Consider the following 14,001-nt stretch of genomic DNA (forward strand, 5'->3'; position numbering starts at 1 on the left):
TCCTGTTTCCCGCGCGGAGATCTACGACAATGGAAATGCAAGGCAAGTTGGCCCGCCTGAAGGCGTCCGGCCTCAGGCAGGATGTCGTCCTGTTGCTGCTGTTCTGCGTGATGGTGCTGGCGTTCTCGCTCGCCAATCCCCGGTTCTTCTCGGTCCGGGCCATGGCGAACATCCTGCAGGACTTCTCGCCCGTCGTCCTGATGGCGATCGGCCAGACCTTCGTCATCGCCTCCAGGGGCATCGATCTCTCCGTGGGCTCCGTTCTCGGGCTGGCGGGCGTCTCCATGGCGCTCGTCATCCGCGCGGCGAACGCGGCGGGCATCGATCCGTGGCTGGCGATTACACTCGGCCTTCTGGCGGCGGTCGGCGTCGGCGTCGTGGTCGGCCTGATCAACGGGTTTCTGATCACCTATTGCCGGCTCGTGCCCTTCGTCGCAACGCTGGCGACCATGGGCGCGGCCGCCGGCATGAGCCTCGTGCTGACCGGTGGTACGCAGATCGCCGGCGCGCCGAAGGAGGTCATCCTGCTCGGCAACGCCACCTATTTCGGCGCGCTGACCGTGCCCGTCATCGCCGTGTTCGTCATCATCGCCGTCTCCTGGGCCTTCATGTCCCGGGCGCGGTTCGGCCGCTGGACCTATGCGATCGGCTCCAATCCCTTCGCGGCGCGCGGTGCCGGCATCAATGTCGAGCGGCATCTCATCAAGCTCTACCTGCTGTCCGGCGTTCTTGCGGCCCTTGCCGGCGCATTCGTCTATTTCCGGCTCGGCTCCGGCTCGCCGCTCTCCGGACGCGGCGGCGAACTGAACGCCATCGCCGCGACGGTCATCGGCGGCGTCAGCCTGCTCGGCGGCACGGGCAAGCTGTCGGGCGTCGTGGTCGGCGCGCTCATCACGACGGCTGTGCTGAGCGGCCTCATCCTGATCGGTGTCCAGCCCAACTGGCAGCAGATCGTCGTGGCCGCGCTCATCGCGCTTGCCGTCGGCATCCAGGGACTTGGCGCAAAGGGAGGCCGCTGATGGAAAACGCTTCCGTTCTTTACGAGGTCCGTGGCGTGGGCAAGCGCTATGGCGGTGTCGTGGCGCTCGACAATGTCGACTTTGCCCTGCGCGCCGGAGAAGTGGTCGGCCTCGTCGGCGACAATGGCGCGGGCAAGTCGACGCTGGTCAAGGTGCTCTCCGGGGCGCACGAGCCGGACAGCGGCGAGATCTATCTCGACGGCGTGCGCCGGGTCTGGAAGTCGCCGCATGACGCGCTGGAGGCGGGTGTGGAGACGCTCTACCAGGATTCGGGCGTCGCGCCGGACCTCACGGTGGCGGCCAATGTCTTCCTCGGCCGCGAGATCGTGCGCAAGGGCCTTCTCGGCAAGCTCGGCTTCCTCGACGAGAAGGCCATGCGGCGCGAGGCTCATGCCGGGCTCGAGCAGGTCGGCATCGCCGTGCCGGCCAGCGATCGCCCGGTGGCGCGCCTTTCGGGCGGCCAGCGCCAGGCCGTCGCCATCGGCCGGGCCGTGGCCTGGGCGAACAAGGTCATCCTTCTCGACGAGCCCACCAACCATCTCGGCGCGCGCCAGGCGGGGGAGGTGCTGGAGATCATCCGCAATGCCCGCGCCAAGGGCTTCGGCGTCATCTTCATCTCCCACACGCTGCCGCACGTTCTGGAGGTGACGGACCGCATCGTCGTCCTGCGCCTCGGCCGGGTGGTCGCGGACGCGCCGTCCTCGGCATTCACGCCCGACAGCCTCTTGAAGGCGATCACCGGCCTCGGTCAACCTGAAGGAAAATAGCCCCATGCTGCTGCAAGTCGCGCTCGACAAGCCCGAGCATCTCGCAATCCTGCCCGCTCTTACGGGCCTTGCCGATATCATCGAAGTGGGAACCCCGCTTCTCAAGCGCTTCGGCGTCGCCGCCATCACGACGGTGCGCGAGATCTGCCCCGATGTGCCCGTCCTCGCCGATACGAAGACGGTCGACGGCGGCGCGCTCGAAGCCAACATGGTGTTCGGCGCGGGGGCCTCCTTCATGACCGTCCTGTCCTGCGCCTCCAGGGCGACGCACGAGACGGTCGGCAAATGCGCCGTCGCCTTCGGCGCCTCGGTCATCGTCGACACGATCACGGAATCCGGCAAGCCGATCCTGCTGCCGCAGGATTTCGCGCTGCCGGAGGGCTTTGCCTATGTGGCGGTGCATTCACCGACGGATGCGCGCCTCGCCGGCGACAATTCGACCGGCCACATCGACGCCGTCGCCGCCATGCACGCGCGCGGCTTCCGCGTGTCGCTCGCCGGTGGCATCGGCCCGGCGACGCTGGATTCGGTCATCGCCGTCAAACCCGAGATTCTCGTCGTCGGCAGCGCCATCACGGAATCGGAAACCCCAGGAAAGGTAGCATCATGGATCAAGGAACGGCTCCCGGAACAAGGCCTTGGCTGGCCGTGGGACAAGAAATAGGCGAACTGCTGGAGCGCATCGATCCGCAGGCCTTCGCCGCCGTCGCGGAGGCCTTCCGCGATGGCGACCGCCGGTGGTTCTTCTCCGGGCAGGGACGCTCGGGGCTGGCGGCCCAGATGTCGGCGATGCGCTTCATGCATCTCGGCAGGTCCGTGCATTTCGTCGGCGAGGTGACGGCGCCGTCCGTCCGCAAGGGCGATGGCCTTTTGATCATCTCCGGTTCCGGCGAGACGCCCGTCAGCCTCAGCTACGCGAAGATCGCCAGGGCCGAGGGCGCGAAGGTGATCACGCTGACGCACAAGCCGAAGGGCACGCTTGCCGGCATCGCCGACATCGTGCTGCCGGTTCCGGTGGTCGAGACGAAGCAGTTCGGCGGCAGCCTCTTCGAGCAGACGTGCCTGCTTCTCCTCGATGCGGTCGTGCTGCAGCTTGCCTCCGACATCGCCGATGCCCATGGCACGATGGCCTATCGGCACACCAACCTGCAGTGAGCCGCTGATGCATGGTGTCGTAACCATCGGCGATTGCATCGTCGACGAAATCAGGGCCGAGGGGAAAGACCCCGAGCGGTTCGCCGGCGGGGCAGGGCTCAACCTTGCCGCCGGCATCGCCCGGCTCGGCCTGCCTTCGACACTCGTCACGCGCGTCGGCCAGGACCGGGACGGATACTATCTCCTGCGCTATGCGCGCGAGCGCGGTATCCGGGTCGTCAACACGCCGACGGTGGACCCGACGGGCGTCGTCAGCTCGACGCGACTGAACGGCGAGCCGAGCTATGCCTTCGCACCGGCCATGTACCGCCGCCGGATCGCGTTCGGGCCGGAGGCACTGCATGTGCTGTCGAATGCCGCCGCCGCGGTCGTCAACTCGTATCCGCTGGACAATCCCGCGCATGCCGACGATCTGGCGCGGGCTTTTTCCGCCGCGCCCGGCTTGCGGATCGTCGATCCCAATCCCCGTCCGCGCCTGATCTCCTCCCTCCCGGCCTACCGGCAGGGATTCGAGAAGGTCCTGCCCGTCGCGAGCCTCGTGAAGCTCAGCGACGAGGATGTCCAGCTCCTCTACGGAACGGACTGGCGATCGGTGGCGGAACATCTGTTCGGCATGGGGGTCGAAACCGCCCTGTTTTCCCATGGAGCGGGCGGAGCGACCCTGATCGATCGATCCGGCCTTCAGGTCGCGGTTCCGATTGCCGGCAGACCGGAGCCGATCGTCGATACGATGGGGGCCGGCGACGCGACGCTGGCAAGCCTCGTCGCCTCCTTGCTGCGCGGCGGGCGGCCCGGCACTGCGGATATCTGGCGACAGTATCTGATGGAAGCGATGGCGGTCGCCGCCGCGACCTGCCGCCGGGCAGGTGCCGAGCTCGTCCTGCCGTAGCGCCGCGCCTCGGGCTACCCGGTTTCCATCCCGGGAGGAACCCAATATGGGATATCGACATGCGGTCGGAAAATCGGAACGGAACATGACGCAGGCACCGAATGACAAGGCAGCGAGATTAATCGACGTGGCGCGGCGCGCCGAGGTGTCGCGCGCCACCGCCGCGCGCGCGCTCGGTGGTTACGGCCTCGTCACGGAGGCAACGCGCGAACGCGTCCTGGCGGCGGCGGCGGAGCTGAACTACCGGGTGAACGAACTGGCCCGGTCGATGCGCTCCGGCCGGTCGCTGACGATCGGCGTCGTGGTCGCCGACATCTCCAACTCGTTCTTCAACAGCGCCATCCGCGCCATCATCGAAACCGCCTCGAGGGCCGGTTACCAGATCCTCGTTCTCAATACGGACGACGATATCGAGAAGGAGCGTAACGCCGTCAGGGTTCTCATCGAGAAGCGGGTCGACGGCCTTATCGTCGTGCCTGCTTCGCAGCATGAAATCGAGCATTTGCTCGTCCAGAGCGAGCCGGAAGTACCGGTCGTGCTGTTGGACCGGCGCGTCGATTCCGATGAAATCGATTTTGTCACGACGGATGATCGCGTCGCAGCCGGGGCGGCGATCCGCCATTTCGCCGCCGCGGGCCATGTGCGGATCGGCTTGCTGGTGGCGACTGCCAGCGTCGAAGGACATTGCCTGGCCATGCCCGCGCAGGTGGTGAGCACGGTTCGGGATCGTGTCGAAGGGGCAACTGCGGCGCTGGCCGAATTGGGGCTTGCGGTCAATCCGGAATGGACGCGCTACTGCCACAGCAGCGTGGAGACGGCCCGTGCGGCGATGGCGGAGATTCTTGCAAGCCCCGAGCCGCCGACCGCTATCCTCGCCACGAACGAGGAAATGGCGCTGGGCGCGTTGGCCGCAGCCCAGGAATTTGCGGTCGGAATTGGCGAGGCGCTCTCGATCATCGCTTTTGACGAAGCGCCATGGACCGGAGTGTTCCGGCCGCCGCTGTCCGTGATAAGGCGTCCTGTCGCCAAACTCGGTGCGGCAGCAGCGGAGCTCCTGCTCAAGAAGATCGAGGATAGCTCGTATCGCAGCTCCCAGGTGCTCCAGGCGGAGCTGATCGCACGGCGATCCGTAGAAGCGCCCGCGCTATAGCCGCTTCTGAGCTTGATGGTCGAGCCACACCTGTTCCAACGCCTACAAGGCAAGAAAACCGTCGACCCAACCGAATGGGTCGACGCAGGAGCTTAATCTCATTCGATGACGGTGATCTTCGAGCCGTTGAGGAACTTCGCCGGCTCGAAACCGCGGGCAATGGCCATCGGCACCATCAGCAGTTGGATGGGCAGGATCTCCAGGACAGGCAGAAGCCCTTCCGCCACGGCGGGCAGAGACAGGACCGCTTCGCTTCCCGAAAGCGCGGCCGCCGTGCTTGCGGGCGCGACGACGAGGCTGCGGCCGCCGAAGCGGGCAATGTCGGCGACGGTCTTCAGGTTGAGGTCGAGCGTGGCGCCGGGGCCGCCGAGGAACAGCATGCTGCGGAAACCGTCGCGCACCAGTTCCAGCGGACCGTGGCGGAACTGGCCGCCGGACAGGGCCTGTGTCGGCGCCTTTGCAGCCTCGGCCGTGACCAGCGCGCCCATCATGGCGCTGGCGTAGTTCGCGCCGCGACCGATAAAGGTCAGAGGCAAGTCATGGCCGAGGAAGGCCAGCATCTCGTCCAGCCTCGCGGGCACCCTCGCCAGAACCTCGTCCGTGGCGTCGGCGAGCGTTGCGATATCCGCGGCGACCGTGTCGCCCCCGTCGATCAGCATGCGCTCGAAGATATAGAGGGCGGCAAGGCCGGCGGTATAAGTCTTGGTCGAAACGGTCTGTTCCGGGCCAACCTCCGTCGCCAGCGCTAGCGACGCCCAGCGCGCCAGGGTGTTGTCGCGGGGGTTGGTGATCGCCACGCGGACGCTGACGCCGGCATCCAGTTCCGTCATGCGGCACAGTTCGACGCTCTCGCCTGACTGCGAGATGGCGACGACCATGGCGCCGGGGCGCAGCAGCGTCGGCGCCTGCTGGATGAGTTCGGACGTATCCCAGAGCGAGACCGGGACGGGAAGCGACCGGCTCAGCCGCAGCCAGGTGCCGTAGGCGCTGAAGAGGGATCCGCCCATGCCGGTGAGAATGATGTGCCGGACGTCTCCCTTGTCGATCGCGGCGCGGATCGCCCGGATGTCGGCGGCGAGGCCGGGCGTGACGAGCCGGCCCAGCTTGCGGATTGCTGCCGGCTGTTCGGCGATTTCGTCGAGATAGGACTGGGACACGGAAACTCCATCAAGGCTTGGGGGTGGGAAAGATTTGCGCCGCAGCGCCGATGATGCCGGCATCGTTGCCGAGCGAGGCGAGCGAGAAGCGGACCGGCGCGAGATAAAGGTCGAGGCCCGAGAGCCGGGCCTCGCGCTCGAGCGGCCCCAGCAGCAGGTCGCCGGCGGCGCTCAGCCCGCCGCCGAGCAGGATGACGTCGGGAGCGAAGATCTGCGCCCAGGTCGCAGCCCCACGCCCGAGCCAGCGCCCGACATCGGCGAGCATCGCCACTGCAACGGGGTCACCTTCAAGGCCCATCACCACGACATCCGACGCGTCGGGCTCCCGCCCGAGGCTGCGCGCCCTTGCCGCGAGCGGACTCTCCGGCATTTCGGCGCAATAGCGTTGTACGATTCCGTTCAGGGCGTCTGCGGAGGCGAGCGATTCCAGGCAGCCGACGCATCCCTGCCGGCAGGGCCGGCCGTCGCTTCCGTGAATGATGAGCTGCCCGGCATTCCCGAGGCCGCCGCCCGAGGTGATGAAGGGTTTTCCGTCGACGGTGAGCGCAACGCCGATACCGGTTCCCGCCGCGATCAGCAGCGAGCGCCGGGCATCCCTGTCCCTGCCGAACATGGCTTCCGCCAGGCCGGCCGCGGTCCCGTCGTTTTCCATCCGGGCCGGAAGGCCGAACAGGTTGCCGATGCGCTCGGCCAGCGGGAAATCGTCGAGGGCAGGGATGTTGCCGAGATCACCGGAAAGATTGTCCGGATGGATGCGCCCCGGAAAGCCGATGCCGATGCCCAGTGGGTTCGCCTGCGGATGGGCCGACAGGATATCGCCGATCGCATCCGCATATTGCCGGACGATGGCATCTGCGCCATCGGCCTCGCTGACGACGATGCGACGCCGCTCGGCGATCTCGCCTCTGGTCGAGACGAGGCCGATCTTCGTGCTGCCGCCGCCGATGTCGATGCCGATTGCGAAATCCTGTTGCGACACGGGCGGGCTCCTAAAGGCGGTAGCGGTTGACGTTGAGCATGAAGCCGCCGCCCTTGTAGACGGACTTCACATATTCCACGGCCTGATCGGTGTCGGTCACGGTGACGCGCCAGACGCTGAGCACTGGCGCGCCGGGCTCGATCTTCAGGTAGCCGGCCTCCTCGGCGGTCGCTGCCGTGGGCTCGAACAGCGCATCCGTCCAGGTGGGCACGATGCCCCAGGTCGCGGTCATTTCCGCATAGAGCGAGCCGCTCTCGAACATGTCCCGTGTCGCGGAGGGGTAGAGTGCCGTGGGAAGATAGGCATCCTCCAGCGCCACGGGGTCGCCGTCGATGCTGCGAACGCGGCGCAGGAAGATGAAGTCGGTGCCGCTTTCGCCCTCGCTCTGGAGGTGCTTGCGGAAAGCGGGCGAAAGTTGCCGGCGCTCCTCGTAGGCGACGACGGTCGAGCCGGGCTCGGCACCGAGTTTGCGCACTTCCGTCGTGAAGCTGTGGAAGCCGGAGACGCCCTTCATGCGCGACGCGGTGCTGAAATAGCCGCGGCCGTGCTCGCTGTAGATGACGCCGCGAGCTTCCAGCTGCTTGAGGGCCTGGCGGATCGTGACGCGCGAGACGCCGAATTCGCGTGACAGCTCGCCTTCGGACGGAAGGGCGAAATGCGCGCCGTTGCGTGCCTTCACCTCGCTGTCCAGGATTTCGGCCACCTGCACATACATGGGAACGGCGCCGCTCTTGCGGATCGGCTTCTTCTTCAGCCATGTCTCGGTCATCGGTCTTCCTTTCTCGTAAGGGCGATCAAACCGTCAGTCTCTAACATGTCGAGACAAGTCGGCAAGCGCGCCCCGCTGAGCATCCCCTTCAAGCCGTCAGCGCCGCGTCATGGTTGCGGCGATCTTTTCCGCCGCCATGATGATCGGCGCGTTGATATTGGCCGAGGGCACGCGCGGAAGAATGGAGCCATCGACGATGCGCAGCTTCTCGAGCCCATGCACGTGGCCGGCCGAATCGGTGACGGCCAGATCGTCCGTACCCATCCGGCAGGTGCTCGTCGGGTGGTGCTCGGTATTGGCGACGGTGCGCAGCCACGCTTCGATCTCGGCGCCCGTGGCCTTCATGTCGGGTGTGTCGACCGGCTGGCCGCGATAGCGACCCCAGGCCGGCTGGTGGGTCATTTCCAATGTCTTGCGAATGCCGTCCACCATTTCCAGCGTGTCGCGCCGGTCGGTGAGATAGTTGAAACGGATGGAGGGCTTTACCGTGGGGTCGGCGGATTTGAGCGCGATGCGGCCGCGGCTGTAGGGGCGCATCTGGCTGACGAAATACTGGAATCCGTCGGAGATCGTCACCTTGCCGGACTGGAAGTCGGCGAGGAACGGCAGGAATTCATGCTGCATGTTGAAATAGGGAAGGGCCTCGTCGCTCTTGAAGAAGGCGCCGACCTCGAAGAAGTTCGTCGCGCCGAGGCCGCGCTTGAAGAGCAGCCATTCGATGCCGAGCTTCAGGCGTCCGACCATGCTCAGTTGCCGGCGGATGGAGACACCGCCCGGTGCGGTGAAGCGCAGCGGGGCGACGACGTGGTCCTGCAAATCCGCGCCGACGCCCGGCAGATTGGCAGCGCTGGCGATGCCGTGCTCCGCCAGCGCCGCACGGTCGCCGATGCCCGAGAGCATCAGCAGATGCGGCGAGCCGACCGTGCCGGCCGAAAGGATGGTCTCGCGCGCAGCGCGGATCGCCCTGCGTTCGCCCTGCCGGACGATTGCCACCCCGGTTGCCGTCCGTCCTTCAAGGAGAATTTTTTCGACAAGGCAGCCGGTCATGACGGTGAGGTTGGGACGGTTTCCGGCGGGCTTCAGATAGGCGAGGCTGGTGCTGCAGCGCACCCCGTCGCGGATCGTCGCCTGTGTGATATGGACGCCGTCCTGCGCGCCGCTGTTGTAGTCCCCCGCATCCCGCAGGCCGAATTCCTGTCCGGCCTTCAGGAAGGTCCGGTAGAGCGGGTGGTCGGCCTTGCTGCGCACGACGCTGATGGGACCGGAGCCGCCACGCATCGGGTCGCGCCCCCCCTCGAAACCTTCCAGCTTCCTGAAGAAGGGCAGGCAATCCTCGAAATCCCAGCCTTCGACGCCGAGATCGCGCCAGCCGTCGTAATCCTGCTTCGCCCCGCGCACGAAAACCATGCCGTTGATCGAGGAGCTGCCGCCGAGGCCGCGGCCGCGTGCCTGACCGATGCTGCGGCCGTGCAGTTCCGTCTCCGGTTCGCTCTCGAATTTCCAGTTGTAACGGTCACTTTCGATCGGAAAGGTGAGCGCCGCCGGCATCTGGATGAAGATGCTGCGATCGCTCGGGCCGGCCTCGATGAGGCAGACCGAGACGGCAGGATCCGCGCTCAGCCGGTTCGCCAGCACGCAGCCGGCGGAGCCGGCGCCGACGATGACATAGTCGAATTCCTGGATTGTGCTGCGCATGTCTGTCTCCGATGCAACCGGTCTGCGGCCCTGTGCATCCTCGCCTGTTCGGCCTGCCTCGTGAGAGGTTTTGCGAGGGGGATGGACAGTGGTTCGTCTCTGTGTTAGCAAACTGTCTAACATGTAGTAACAAGTTGTCAAGCGGTCAACTTATCTACATGTCGTCAAAACAACGGGAGCGAGACTATGAAACGAAGGGGATTCATCACGTTGGCGGCGGCGCTCGCCGCCTCCGCACTGTCCTCCAGCGCCTTCGCCATCGACTGGAAGCAGCAGTCCGGCCAGCAGATCACGGTACTGCTCAGCGAGCATCCCTGGACGGCCGAACTGCGCAAGCATATCGGGGAGTTCGAGGCCGAGACCGGCATCAAGGTGAAGATCGACGCCTTTGCCGAAGACCTTTATTCCGACCGTATGAACCTTGCGGTGCGTTCGGCCGATTCCGTCGCCGACGTCTACATGATCCAGATGGACTCGGCGCTTTATACCCAATGGGAAGCTGGGGTCGTCGAACCGTTGACGCCCTATCTCGACGATCCCGCCAAGACCGAGGCGGATTACGATCTCGCCGACTATCCGGAAGGCTTCCGCGCGGGTGCGTCCTTCCCGGTTGGCAAGCCGGATCCGCAGCTCTATGCGATCCCGATCTCCTTCGAGGCCTATACGCTCTTCTATAACAAGGACCTGGTCGAAAAGTATCTCGGCGGCAAGGTGCCGGCCACGATGGACGATCTGATCGCCGCGGCAAGCGAGATCAGCGCCAAGGGTGAGGGCAAGGTCTTCGGCGCATCCATGCGCGGCAAGCGTTCGGCCGAGCTCGTCGATACGATGACGGGCATCGTGCTCGACGCCTGGGGCAGCCAGCCGGCCGATCTTCCCTACAACATCTGGTTCGACGGTGACTGGTCGAAGCCGCGCTTCGACGATCCGCGCATCGCCAAGGGCCTCTCCTATTATGCCGGGCTGCTGAAGGCCGGTCCCCCGAGCGCGCTTTCCTATGGCTGGGAAGATGCGAGCCGCTTCTTCTCCCAGGGCAATGCCGCCTTCTTCGTCGACGCCTCGGTCTTCGGTCCGGGCTTCGAGGATGCCAAGACCTCGGCGATCGCGGGCAAGGTCGGCTATGCGCCGCTGCCGGCCTCCACGGGCGATATCGGCTATAGCGGCCACTGGTCCTGGGGCGTTTCGATCGCGAAGAACTCGCCGAAGAAGGATGCCGCCTGGCTCTTCGTTCAATGGGCGACGAACAGGAAGATGACGGCGGCGCTCGGCGTTGCAACGGGCGGTGCGCCGCGCGACTCGTCCTGGGCCGATGCCGACTACGTCAAGGCGCTCGACGCCGGCTATGTCGCCGCCGTCAAGGAGCAGATGCAGCATACCCGGCCCACCTCGGTCTTCCGCCAGGGCTGGAACGATGTCGTCCTGCTGATCGTCGATGCGATCCACCAGATCTACCAGGGCACGGCCCCGGAAGATGCCGTGGCGGAACTTCAGACGAACGTTCAGGACACGCTCGAATAGACCGGACCCGTGGGGCCGGCGAACCGGCCCCACGCTTTTCAAAGCAGGATCGTATCGACCATGCGCCGAGACAAACATATCCGTTGGCTGATCGCGCCGGCCCTCGTGCTGCTGGCCGCGGGAACGCTCTACCCCGTCATCTATGCCGGCTACCTCTCGCTCCTTCAGTGGAACTGGGGGTCGGAGGCGAAGTTCGTCGGAATGCGCAACTTCGTGCGGATCCTGTCGGGGACCGGCTTTCCGAAGGCGTTGTTCAACACCTTCTATTTCGCGGTCTTCGCCGTCGTCATCGAGACATGTCTCGGCCTCGGCCTGGCGCTTGCGATCAATCGCATCCGCATCGGCGCGGGCCTGATCCGCACGCTGATGATCCTGCCGCTGATGGTTTCGGGCATCGCCGTGTCACTGATCTGGAAGGTCATGCTCGACCCGACGCTCGGCATCGTCAACTATCTCCTGTCGCTTGTCGGCATATCCGGCCCTGCCTGGCTCGGAACCGTGCCGACCGCCATGCCGTCCATCATCATGATCGATACCTGGTGGCAGACGGCCTTCACCTTCATCATCCTCTCATCCGCGCTGAAGAGCCTGCCGGCCGAGCCTTTCGAGGCGGCGAGGCTGGAAGGCGCGACGCCTTTCCAGACCTTCCGCTACGTCACGCTGCCGATGCTGAAGCCGGTGTTGATCACCGTCATCATCTTCCGCACCATCGATACGCTGAAAGTCTTCGACATCATTTTCGGTACCACCGGGGGCGGGCCGCTGAGGGCCACGGAAAGCGTGCAGACCCTCGCCTACCAGACGGCTTTCAAGTCCTACAAGTTCGGCGAGTCCGCGGCCATCGCCGTCGTCTTCTCGCTCATCATCTTGACGCTTTGCATCATCTACCTGGTGATCGACACCGACGATGGAGAAAAGGCATGACCGCCTCCGCTTCCGCCCGCCGCGCGTTCTGGCCCTATGCGGTCGCTGTCCTCGCCGTCGTCGTCTCGCTGTTCCCGATCTTCTGGATCCTGACCATCGCGCTGAAGACCCAGGTCGACGCCTTCGCCATGCCGCCGGTCTGGTTCTTCTCGCCGGTCTGGGAGAATTTCGGCAAGGCCTGGTCCTCGACTGGCTTTTCCGGCGCCTTCTTCAACAGCCTCATCGTCTGCGCCATCGGCAATGTGCTGGCGCTCGCCGCGGGCATTCCCGCCGCCTATTACCTCAACCGGAAACATGTGCCGGGGCGGCGCACGATCCTGATCTGGCTGCTGATCTCCTACATGCTGCCGGAGTTCCTGTTCATCGTGCCGATGTACGTGCTCTTCCAGTCCATCGGGCTCTACGACACGGTGATAGGCCTTGCGCTGATCTATCAGGTCTTCACGCTGCCCTTCACGATCTGGCTGCTGCGCGCCTTCTTCGCCGATATCCCCGAAGCCCTTGCCGAGGCGGCCCGGCTGGAAGGGGCGAGCACCTTCCGTATCGTCTGGACGATCTATGTGCCGATCGCCGCCCCCGGCATTGCCGCAACCGTCATCCTCAATTCCATCAAGATGTGGAACGAGCTGACCATCGCTCTCGCATTGACCTTCGAGAAGGCGCAGACCGTGACGCTCGCCGTCGCCGGCTTCCGCGGCTACGCCTCCATCGATTGGGGCGCGATGTCGGCCGCCTCCATCATCATCATCCTGCCCATGGCCCTGTTCGCCATTCTGGCGCAACGGCGCATCGTGCAGGGCCTCAGCCTCGGCGCGGTCAAGTAAGCCGCATCGGATCAATCAAGGAAAAAAGCCATGTCCGCCGTTTCCCTTCAGGGCGTCGATATCTCCTACGGTTCCGTCGATGTCGTCCGCAATCTCGATCTGGATATCAAGGCCGGCGAGTTCGTCGTCTTCGTCGGCCCGTCCGGCTGCGGCAAGTCGACGACGCTGCGCCTGATCGCCGGGCTCGAGGAGGGCCGCGCTGGCCATGTCTCCATCGGCGGCCGTGTCGTGAACGATGTCGATCCGGCCAGGCGCGATGTCGCCATGGTGTTCCAGAACTATGCGCTCTTCCCGCACATGTCGGTGGCCGACAACATCTCCTTCGGCATGCGGCTGCGCGGCGAGGCGAAGGGGAAGATCGCCACGAGCGTTGCGGACGTCGCGCGCATGGTCGGCCTGCAGGATCACCTTCACAAGCGGCCGGGCGCGCTCTCCGGCGGCCAGCGGCAGCGCGTGGCGCTTGCCCGCGCCATCGTGCGCAAGCCTGCCGTCTTCCTGTTCGACGAGCCGCTCTCCAATCTCGACGCCGAATTCCGTGCCGCCATGCGCTATGAGCTGAGCAAGCTCCACCGCGAGCTCGGTTCGACCATGATCTACGTCACACACGACCAGGTCGAGGCGATGACGATGGGCGACCGGATCGCCGTGCTGGCGCCCCTGAAGCAGGCCGGCCGCTCCAATCTCATGCAGTTCGGCACGCCGGAAGAAGTCTATCACCGTCCCGCCAATCTCTTCGTCGCCAAATTCATCGGCTCGCCGCCGATGAATTTCTTCGAGGCTCGGGCAGAAGGCGGCAGCATCCGCATCGGCGCCCTGAACCTGCCGGGCGCGGGCCATCTTCCGACCGCGCTCACCGTCGGCATCCGGCCCGAGCATGTCCGCCTCGGGGCAGGGGACGGGCCGTCGATCGCCGGCACCATCGAGGGCGTGGAGAACCTCGGCCATGAAAAGCTCTGGTTCATCGCCACCGCCGAAGGGCGCATCGTTGCCCGCACGTCGGATAGCGCAGGCCATGGCGTCGGGGAGAATGTCGCCGTGCATCTCGTGGCGGACAGGTTGCACGTCTTCGACCGCACGACCGGGGACAGAGTGGAGGTCTAGGACGAGCGGCGCGCCGTCCGCGGTGGTCAATCGTATGCCGGCGGTGACCGCGGC

General features: G+C 65.6%; 14 protein-coding genes. 10 read left to right on the forward strand and 4 right to left on the reverse strand.

Annotation, left to right across the window (positions count from 1 at the left end):
- Positions 1 to 35: 35 nt before the first annotated feature.
- The 6 genes from ACZ48C_RS18215 to ACZ48C_RS18240 all read left to right on the forward strand — a co-directional run bounded on the left by ACZ48C_RS18215 (position 36) and on the right by ACZ48C_RS18240 (position 4,980).
- Positions 36 to 1,019 carry an ABC transporter permease gene (locus tag ACZ48C_RS18215; protein ID WP_454633703.1) on the forward strand — a complete coding sequence of 328 codons (984 nt, stop codon included), beginning with the start codon at positions 36 to 38 and terminating at the stop codon, positions 1,017 to 1,019.
- The gene (locus ACZ48C_RS18220) at positions 1,019 to 1,786 is read left to right on the forward strand and encodes an ATP-binding cassette domain-containing protein (protein WP_313192456.1); all 768 of its coding nucleotides are present in this window, start codon (positions 1,019 to 1,021) and stop codon (positions 1,784 to 1,786) included. Before ACZ48C_RS18215 ends, ACZ48C_RS18220 begins: the two co-directional genes overlap by 1 nt.
- Positions 1,787 to 1,790: 4 nt before the next feature.
- Positions 1,791 to 2,450 carry an orotidine 5'-phosphate decarboxylase / HUMPS family protein gene (locus ACZ48C_RS18225; RefSeq protein ID WP_464783549.1) on the forward strand — a complete coding sequence of 220 codons (660 nt, stop codon included), beginning with the start codon at positions 1,791 to 1,793 and terminating at the stop codon, positions 2,448 to 2,450.
- Positions 2,435 to 2,941 (forward strand): SIS domain-containing protein, encoded by a 507-nt coding sequence (locus tag ACZ48C_RS18230; RefSeq protein ID WP_464783550.1) that lies wholly within the window; start codon positions 2,435 to 2,437, stop codon positions 2,939 to 2,941. The genes ACZ48C_RS18225 and ACZ48C_RS18230 overlap by 16 nt, the downstream gene beginning before the upstream one ends.
- Positions 2,942 to 2,948: 7 nt before the next feature.
- Positions 2,949 to 3,830: a PfkB family carbohydrate kinase gene (locus ACZ48C_RS18235; protein WP_464783551.1), complete on the forward strand. Its 882-nt coding sequence runs from the start codon at positions 2,949 to 2,951 to the stop codon at positions 3,828 to 3,830.
- A gap of 85 nt (positions 3,831 to 3,915) precedes the next feature.
- A complete protein-coding gene (locus tag ACZ48C_RS18240; RefSeq protein WP_464783552.1) occupies positions 3,916 to 4,980 on the forward strand; it encodes a LacI family DNA-binding transcriptional regulator in 1,065 nt (354 codons plus the stop codon).
- Between the two features lie 98 nt (positions 4,981 to 5,078).
- Here ACZ48C_RS18240 and ACZ48C_RS18245 read toward each other — a convergent pair whose 3' ends face one another.
- The 4 genes from ACZ48C_RS18245 to ACZ48C_RS18260 form a co-directional block, all read right to left on the reverse strand.
- Positions 5,079 to 6,137 (reverse strand): SIS domain-containing protein, encoded by a 1,059-nt coding sequence (locus ACZ48C_RS18245; protein WP_464783553.1) that lies wholly within the window; start codon positions 6,135 to 6,137, stop codon positions 5,079 to 5,081.
- Positions 6,138 to 6,147: 10 nt separating this feature from the next.
- Complete coding sequence (locus ACZ48C_RS18250; RefSeq protein ID WP_464783554.1) at positions 6,148 to 7,116, reverse strand: ROK family protein; 969 nt, start codon at positions 7,114 to 7,116, stop codon at positions 6,148 to 6,150.
- Positions 7,117 to 7,126: 10 nt separating this feature from the next.
- Entirely contained in the window at positions 7,127 to 7,885 is a 759-nt protein-coding gene (locus ACZ48C_RS18255) for a GntR family transcriptional regulator (protein WP_119254914.1), read from the reverse strand.
- 96 nt (positions 7,886 to 7,981) lie between these two features.
- Entirely contained in the window at positions 7,982 to 9,580 is a 1,599-nt protein-coding gene (locus tag ACZ48C_RS18260) for a GMC family oxidoreductase (RefSeq protein ID WP_464783555.1), read from the reverse strand.
- Between the two features lie 186 nt (positions 9,581 to 9,766).
- Here ACZ48C_RS18260 and ACZ48C_RS18265 point away from each other — a divergent pair, with 186 nt between their 5' ends.
- Genes ACZ48C_RS18265 through ACZ48C_RS18280 form a run of 4 tightly spaced genes read left to right on the forward strand, consistent with a single transcriptional unit; the run spans position 9,767 to position 13,947 of the window.
- On the forward strand, positions 9,767 to 11,098 hold the full coding sequence (locus tag ACZ48C_RS18265) for an ABC transporter substrate-binding protein (protein WP_119254916.1): 1,332 nt from the start codon (positions 9,767 to 9,769) through the stop codon (positions 11,096 to 11,098).
- Positions 11,099 to 11,158: 60 nt separating this feature from the next.
- Positions 11,159 to 12,022, forward strand: a complete 864-nt coding sequence (locus tag ACZ48C_RS18270; RefSeq protein ID WP_119254917.1) for a carbohydrate ABC transporter permease — start codon at positions 11,159 to 11,161, stop codon at positions 12,020 to 12,022.
- Positions 12,019 to 12,846, forward strand: coding sequence for a carbohydrate ABC transporter permease (locus tag ACZ48C_RS18275; RefSeq protein WP_119254918.1), 828 nt, complete (start codon positions 12,019 to 12,021; stop codon positions 12,844 to 12,846). The genes ACZ48C_RS18270 and ACZ48C_RS18275 overlap by 4 nt, the downstream gene beginning before the upstream one ends.
- Positions 12,847 to 12,876: 30 nt before the next feature.
- A complete protein-coding gene (locus ACZ48C_RS18280; protein WP_454633719.1) occupies positions 12,877 to 13,947 on the forward strand; it encodes an ABC transporter ATP-binding protein in 1,071 nt (356 codons plus the stop codon).
- The last annotated feature ends 54 nt before the right edge of the window (positions 13,948 to 14,001 follow it).

This window comes from Shinella sp. 1A1 (genome assembly GCF_055379515.1).

What these genes read in the sequence shown, in the direction of transcription:
- ACZ48C_RS18215 (WP_454633703.1), top strand. Translation starts at nt 36, where the DNA reads ATGCAAGGCAAGTTGGCCCGCCTGAAGGCGTCCGGCCTCAGGCAGGAT.
- ACZ48C_RS18220 (WP_313192456.1), top strand. Translation starts at nt 1,019, where the DNA reads ATGGAAAACGCTTCCGTTCTTTACGAGGTCCGTGGCGTGGGCAAGCGC.
- ACZ48C_RS18225 (WP_464783549.1), top strand. Translation starts at nt 1,791, where the DNA reads ATGCTGCTGCAAGTCGCGCTCGACAAGCCCGAGCATCTCGCAATCCTG.
- ACZ48C_RS18235 (WP_464783551.1), top strand. Translation starts at nt 2,949, where the DNA reads ATGCATGGTGTCGTAACCATCGGCGATTGCATCGTCGACGAAATCAGG.
- ACZ48C_RS18240 (WP_464783552.1), top strand. Translation starts at nt 3,916, where the DNA reads ATGACGCAGGCACCGAATGACAAGGCAGCGAGATTAATCGACGTGGCG.
- ACZ48C_RS18255 (WP_119254914.1), bottom strand. Translation starts at nt 7,885, where the DNA reads ATGACCGAGACATGGCTGAAGAAGAAGCCGATCCGCAAGAGCGGCGCC.
- ACZ48C_RS18260 (WP_464783555.1), bottom strand. Translation starts at nt 9,580, where the DNA reads ATGCGCAGCACAATCCAGGAATTCGACTATGTCATCGTCGGCGCCGGC.
- ACZ48C_RS18265 (WP_119254916.1), top strand. Translation starts at nt 9,767, where the DNA reads ATGAAACGAAGGGGATTCATCACGTTGGCGGCGGCGCTCGCCGCCTCC.
- ACZ48C_RS18270 (WP_119254917.1), top strand. Translation starts at nt 11,159, where the DNA reads ATGCGCCGAGACAAACATATCCGTTGGCTGATCGCGCCGGCCCTCGTG.
- ACZ48C_RS18275 (WP_119254918.1), top strand. Translation starts at nt 12,019, where the DNA reads ATGACCGCCTCCGCTTCCGCCCGCCGCGCGTTCTGGCCCTATGCGGTC.
- ACZ48C_RS18280 (WP_454633719.1), top strand. Translation starts at nt 12,877, where the DNA reads ATGTCCGCCGTTTCCCTTCAGGGCGTCGATATCTCCTACGGTTCCGTC.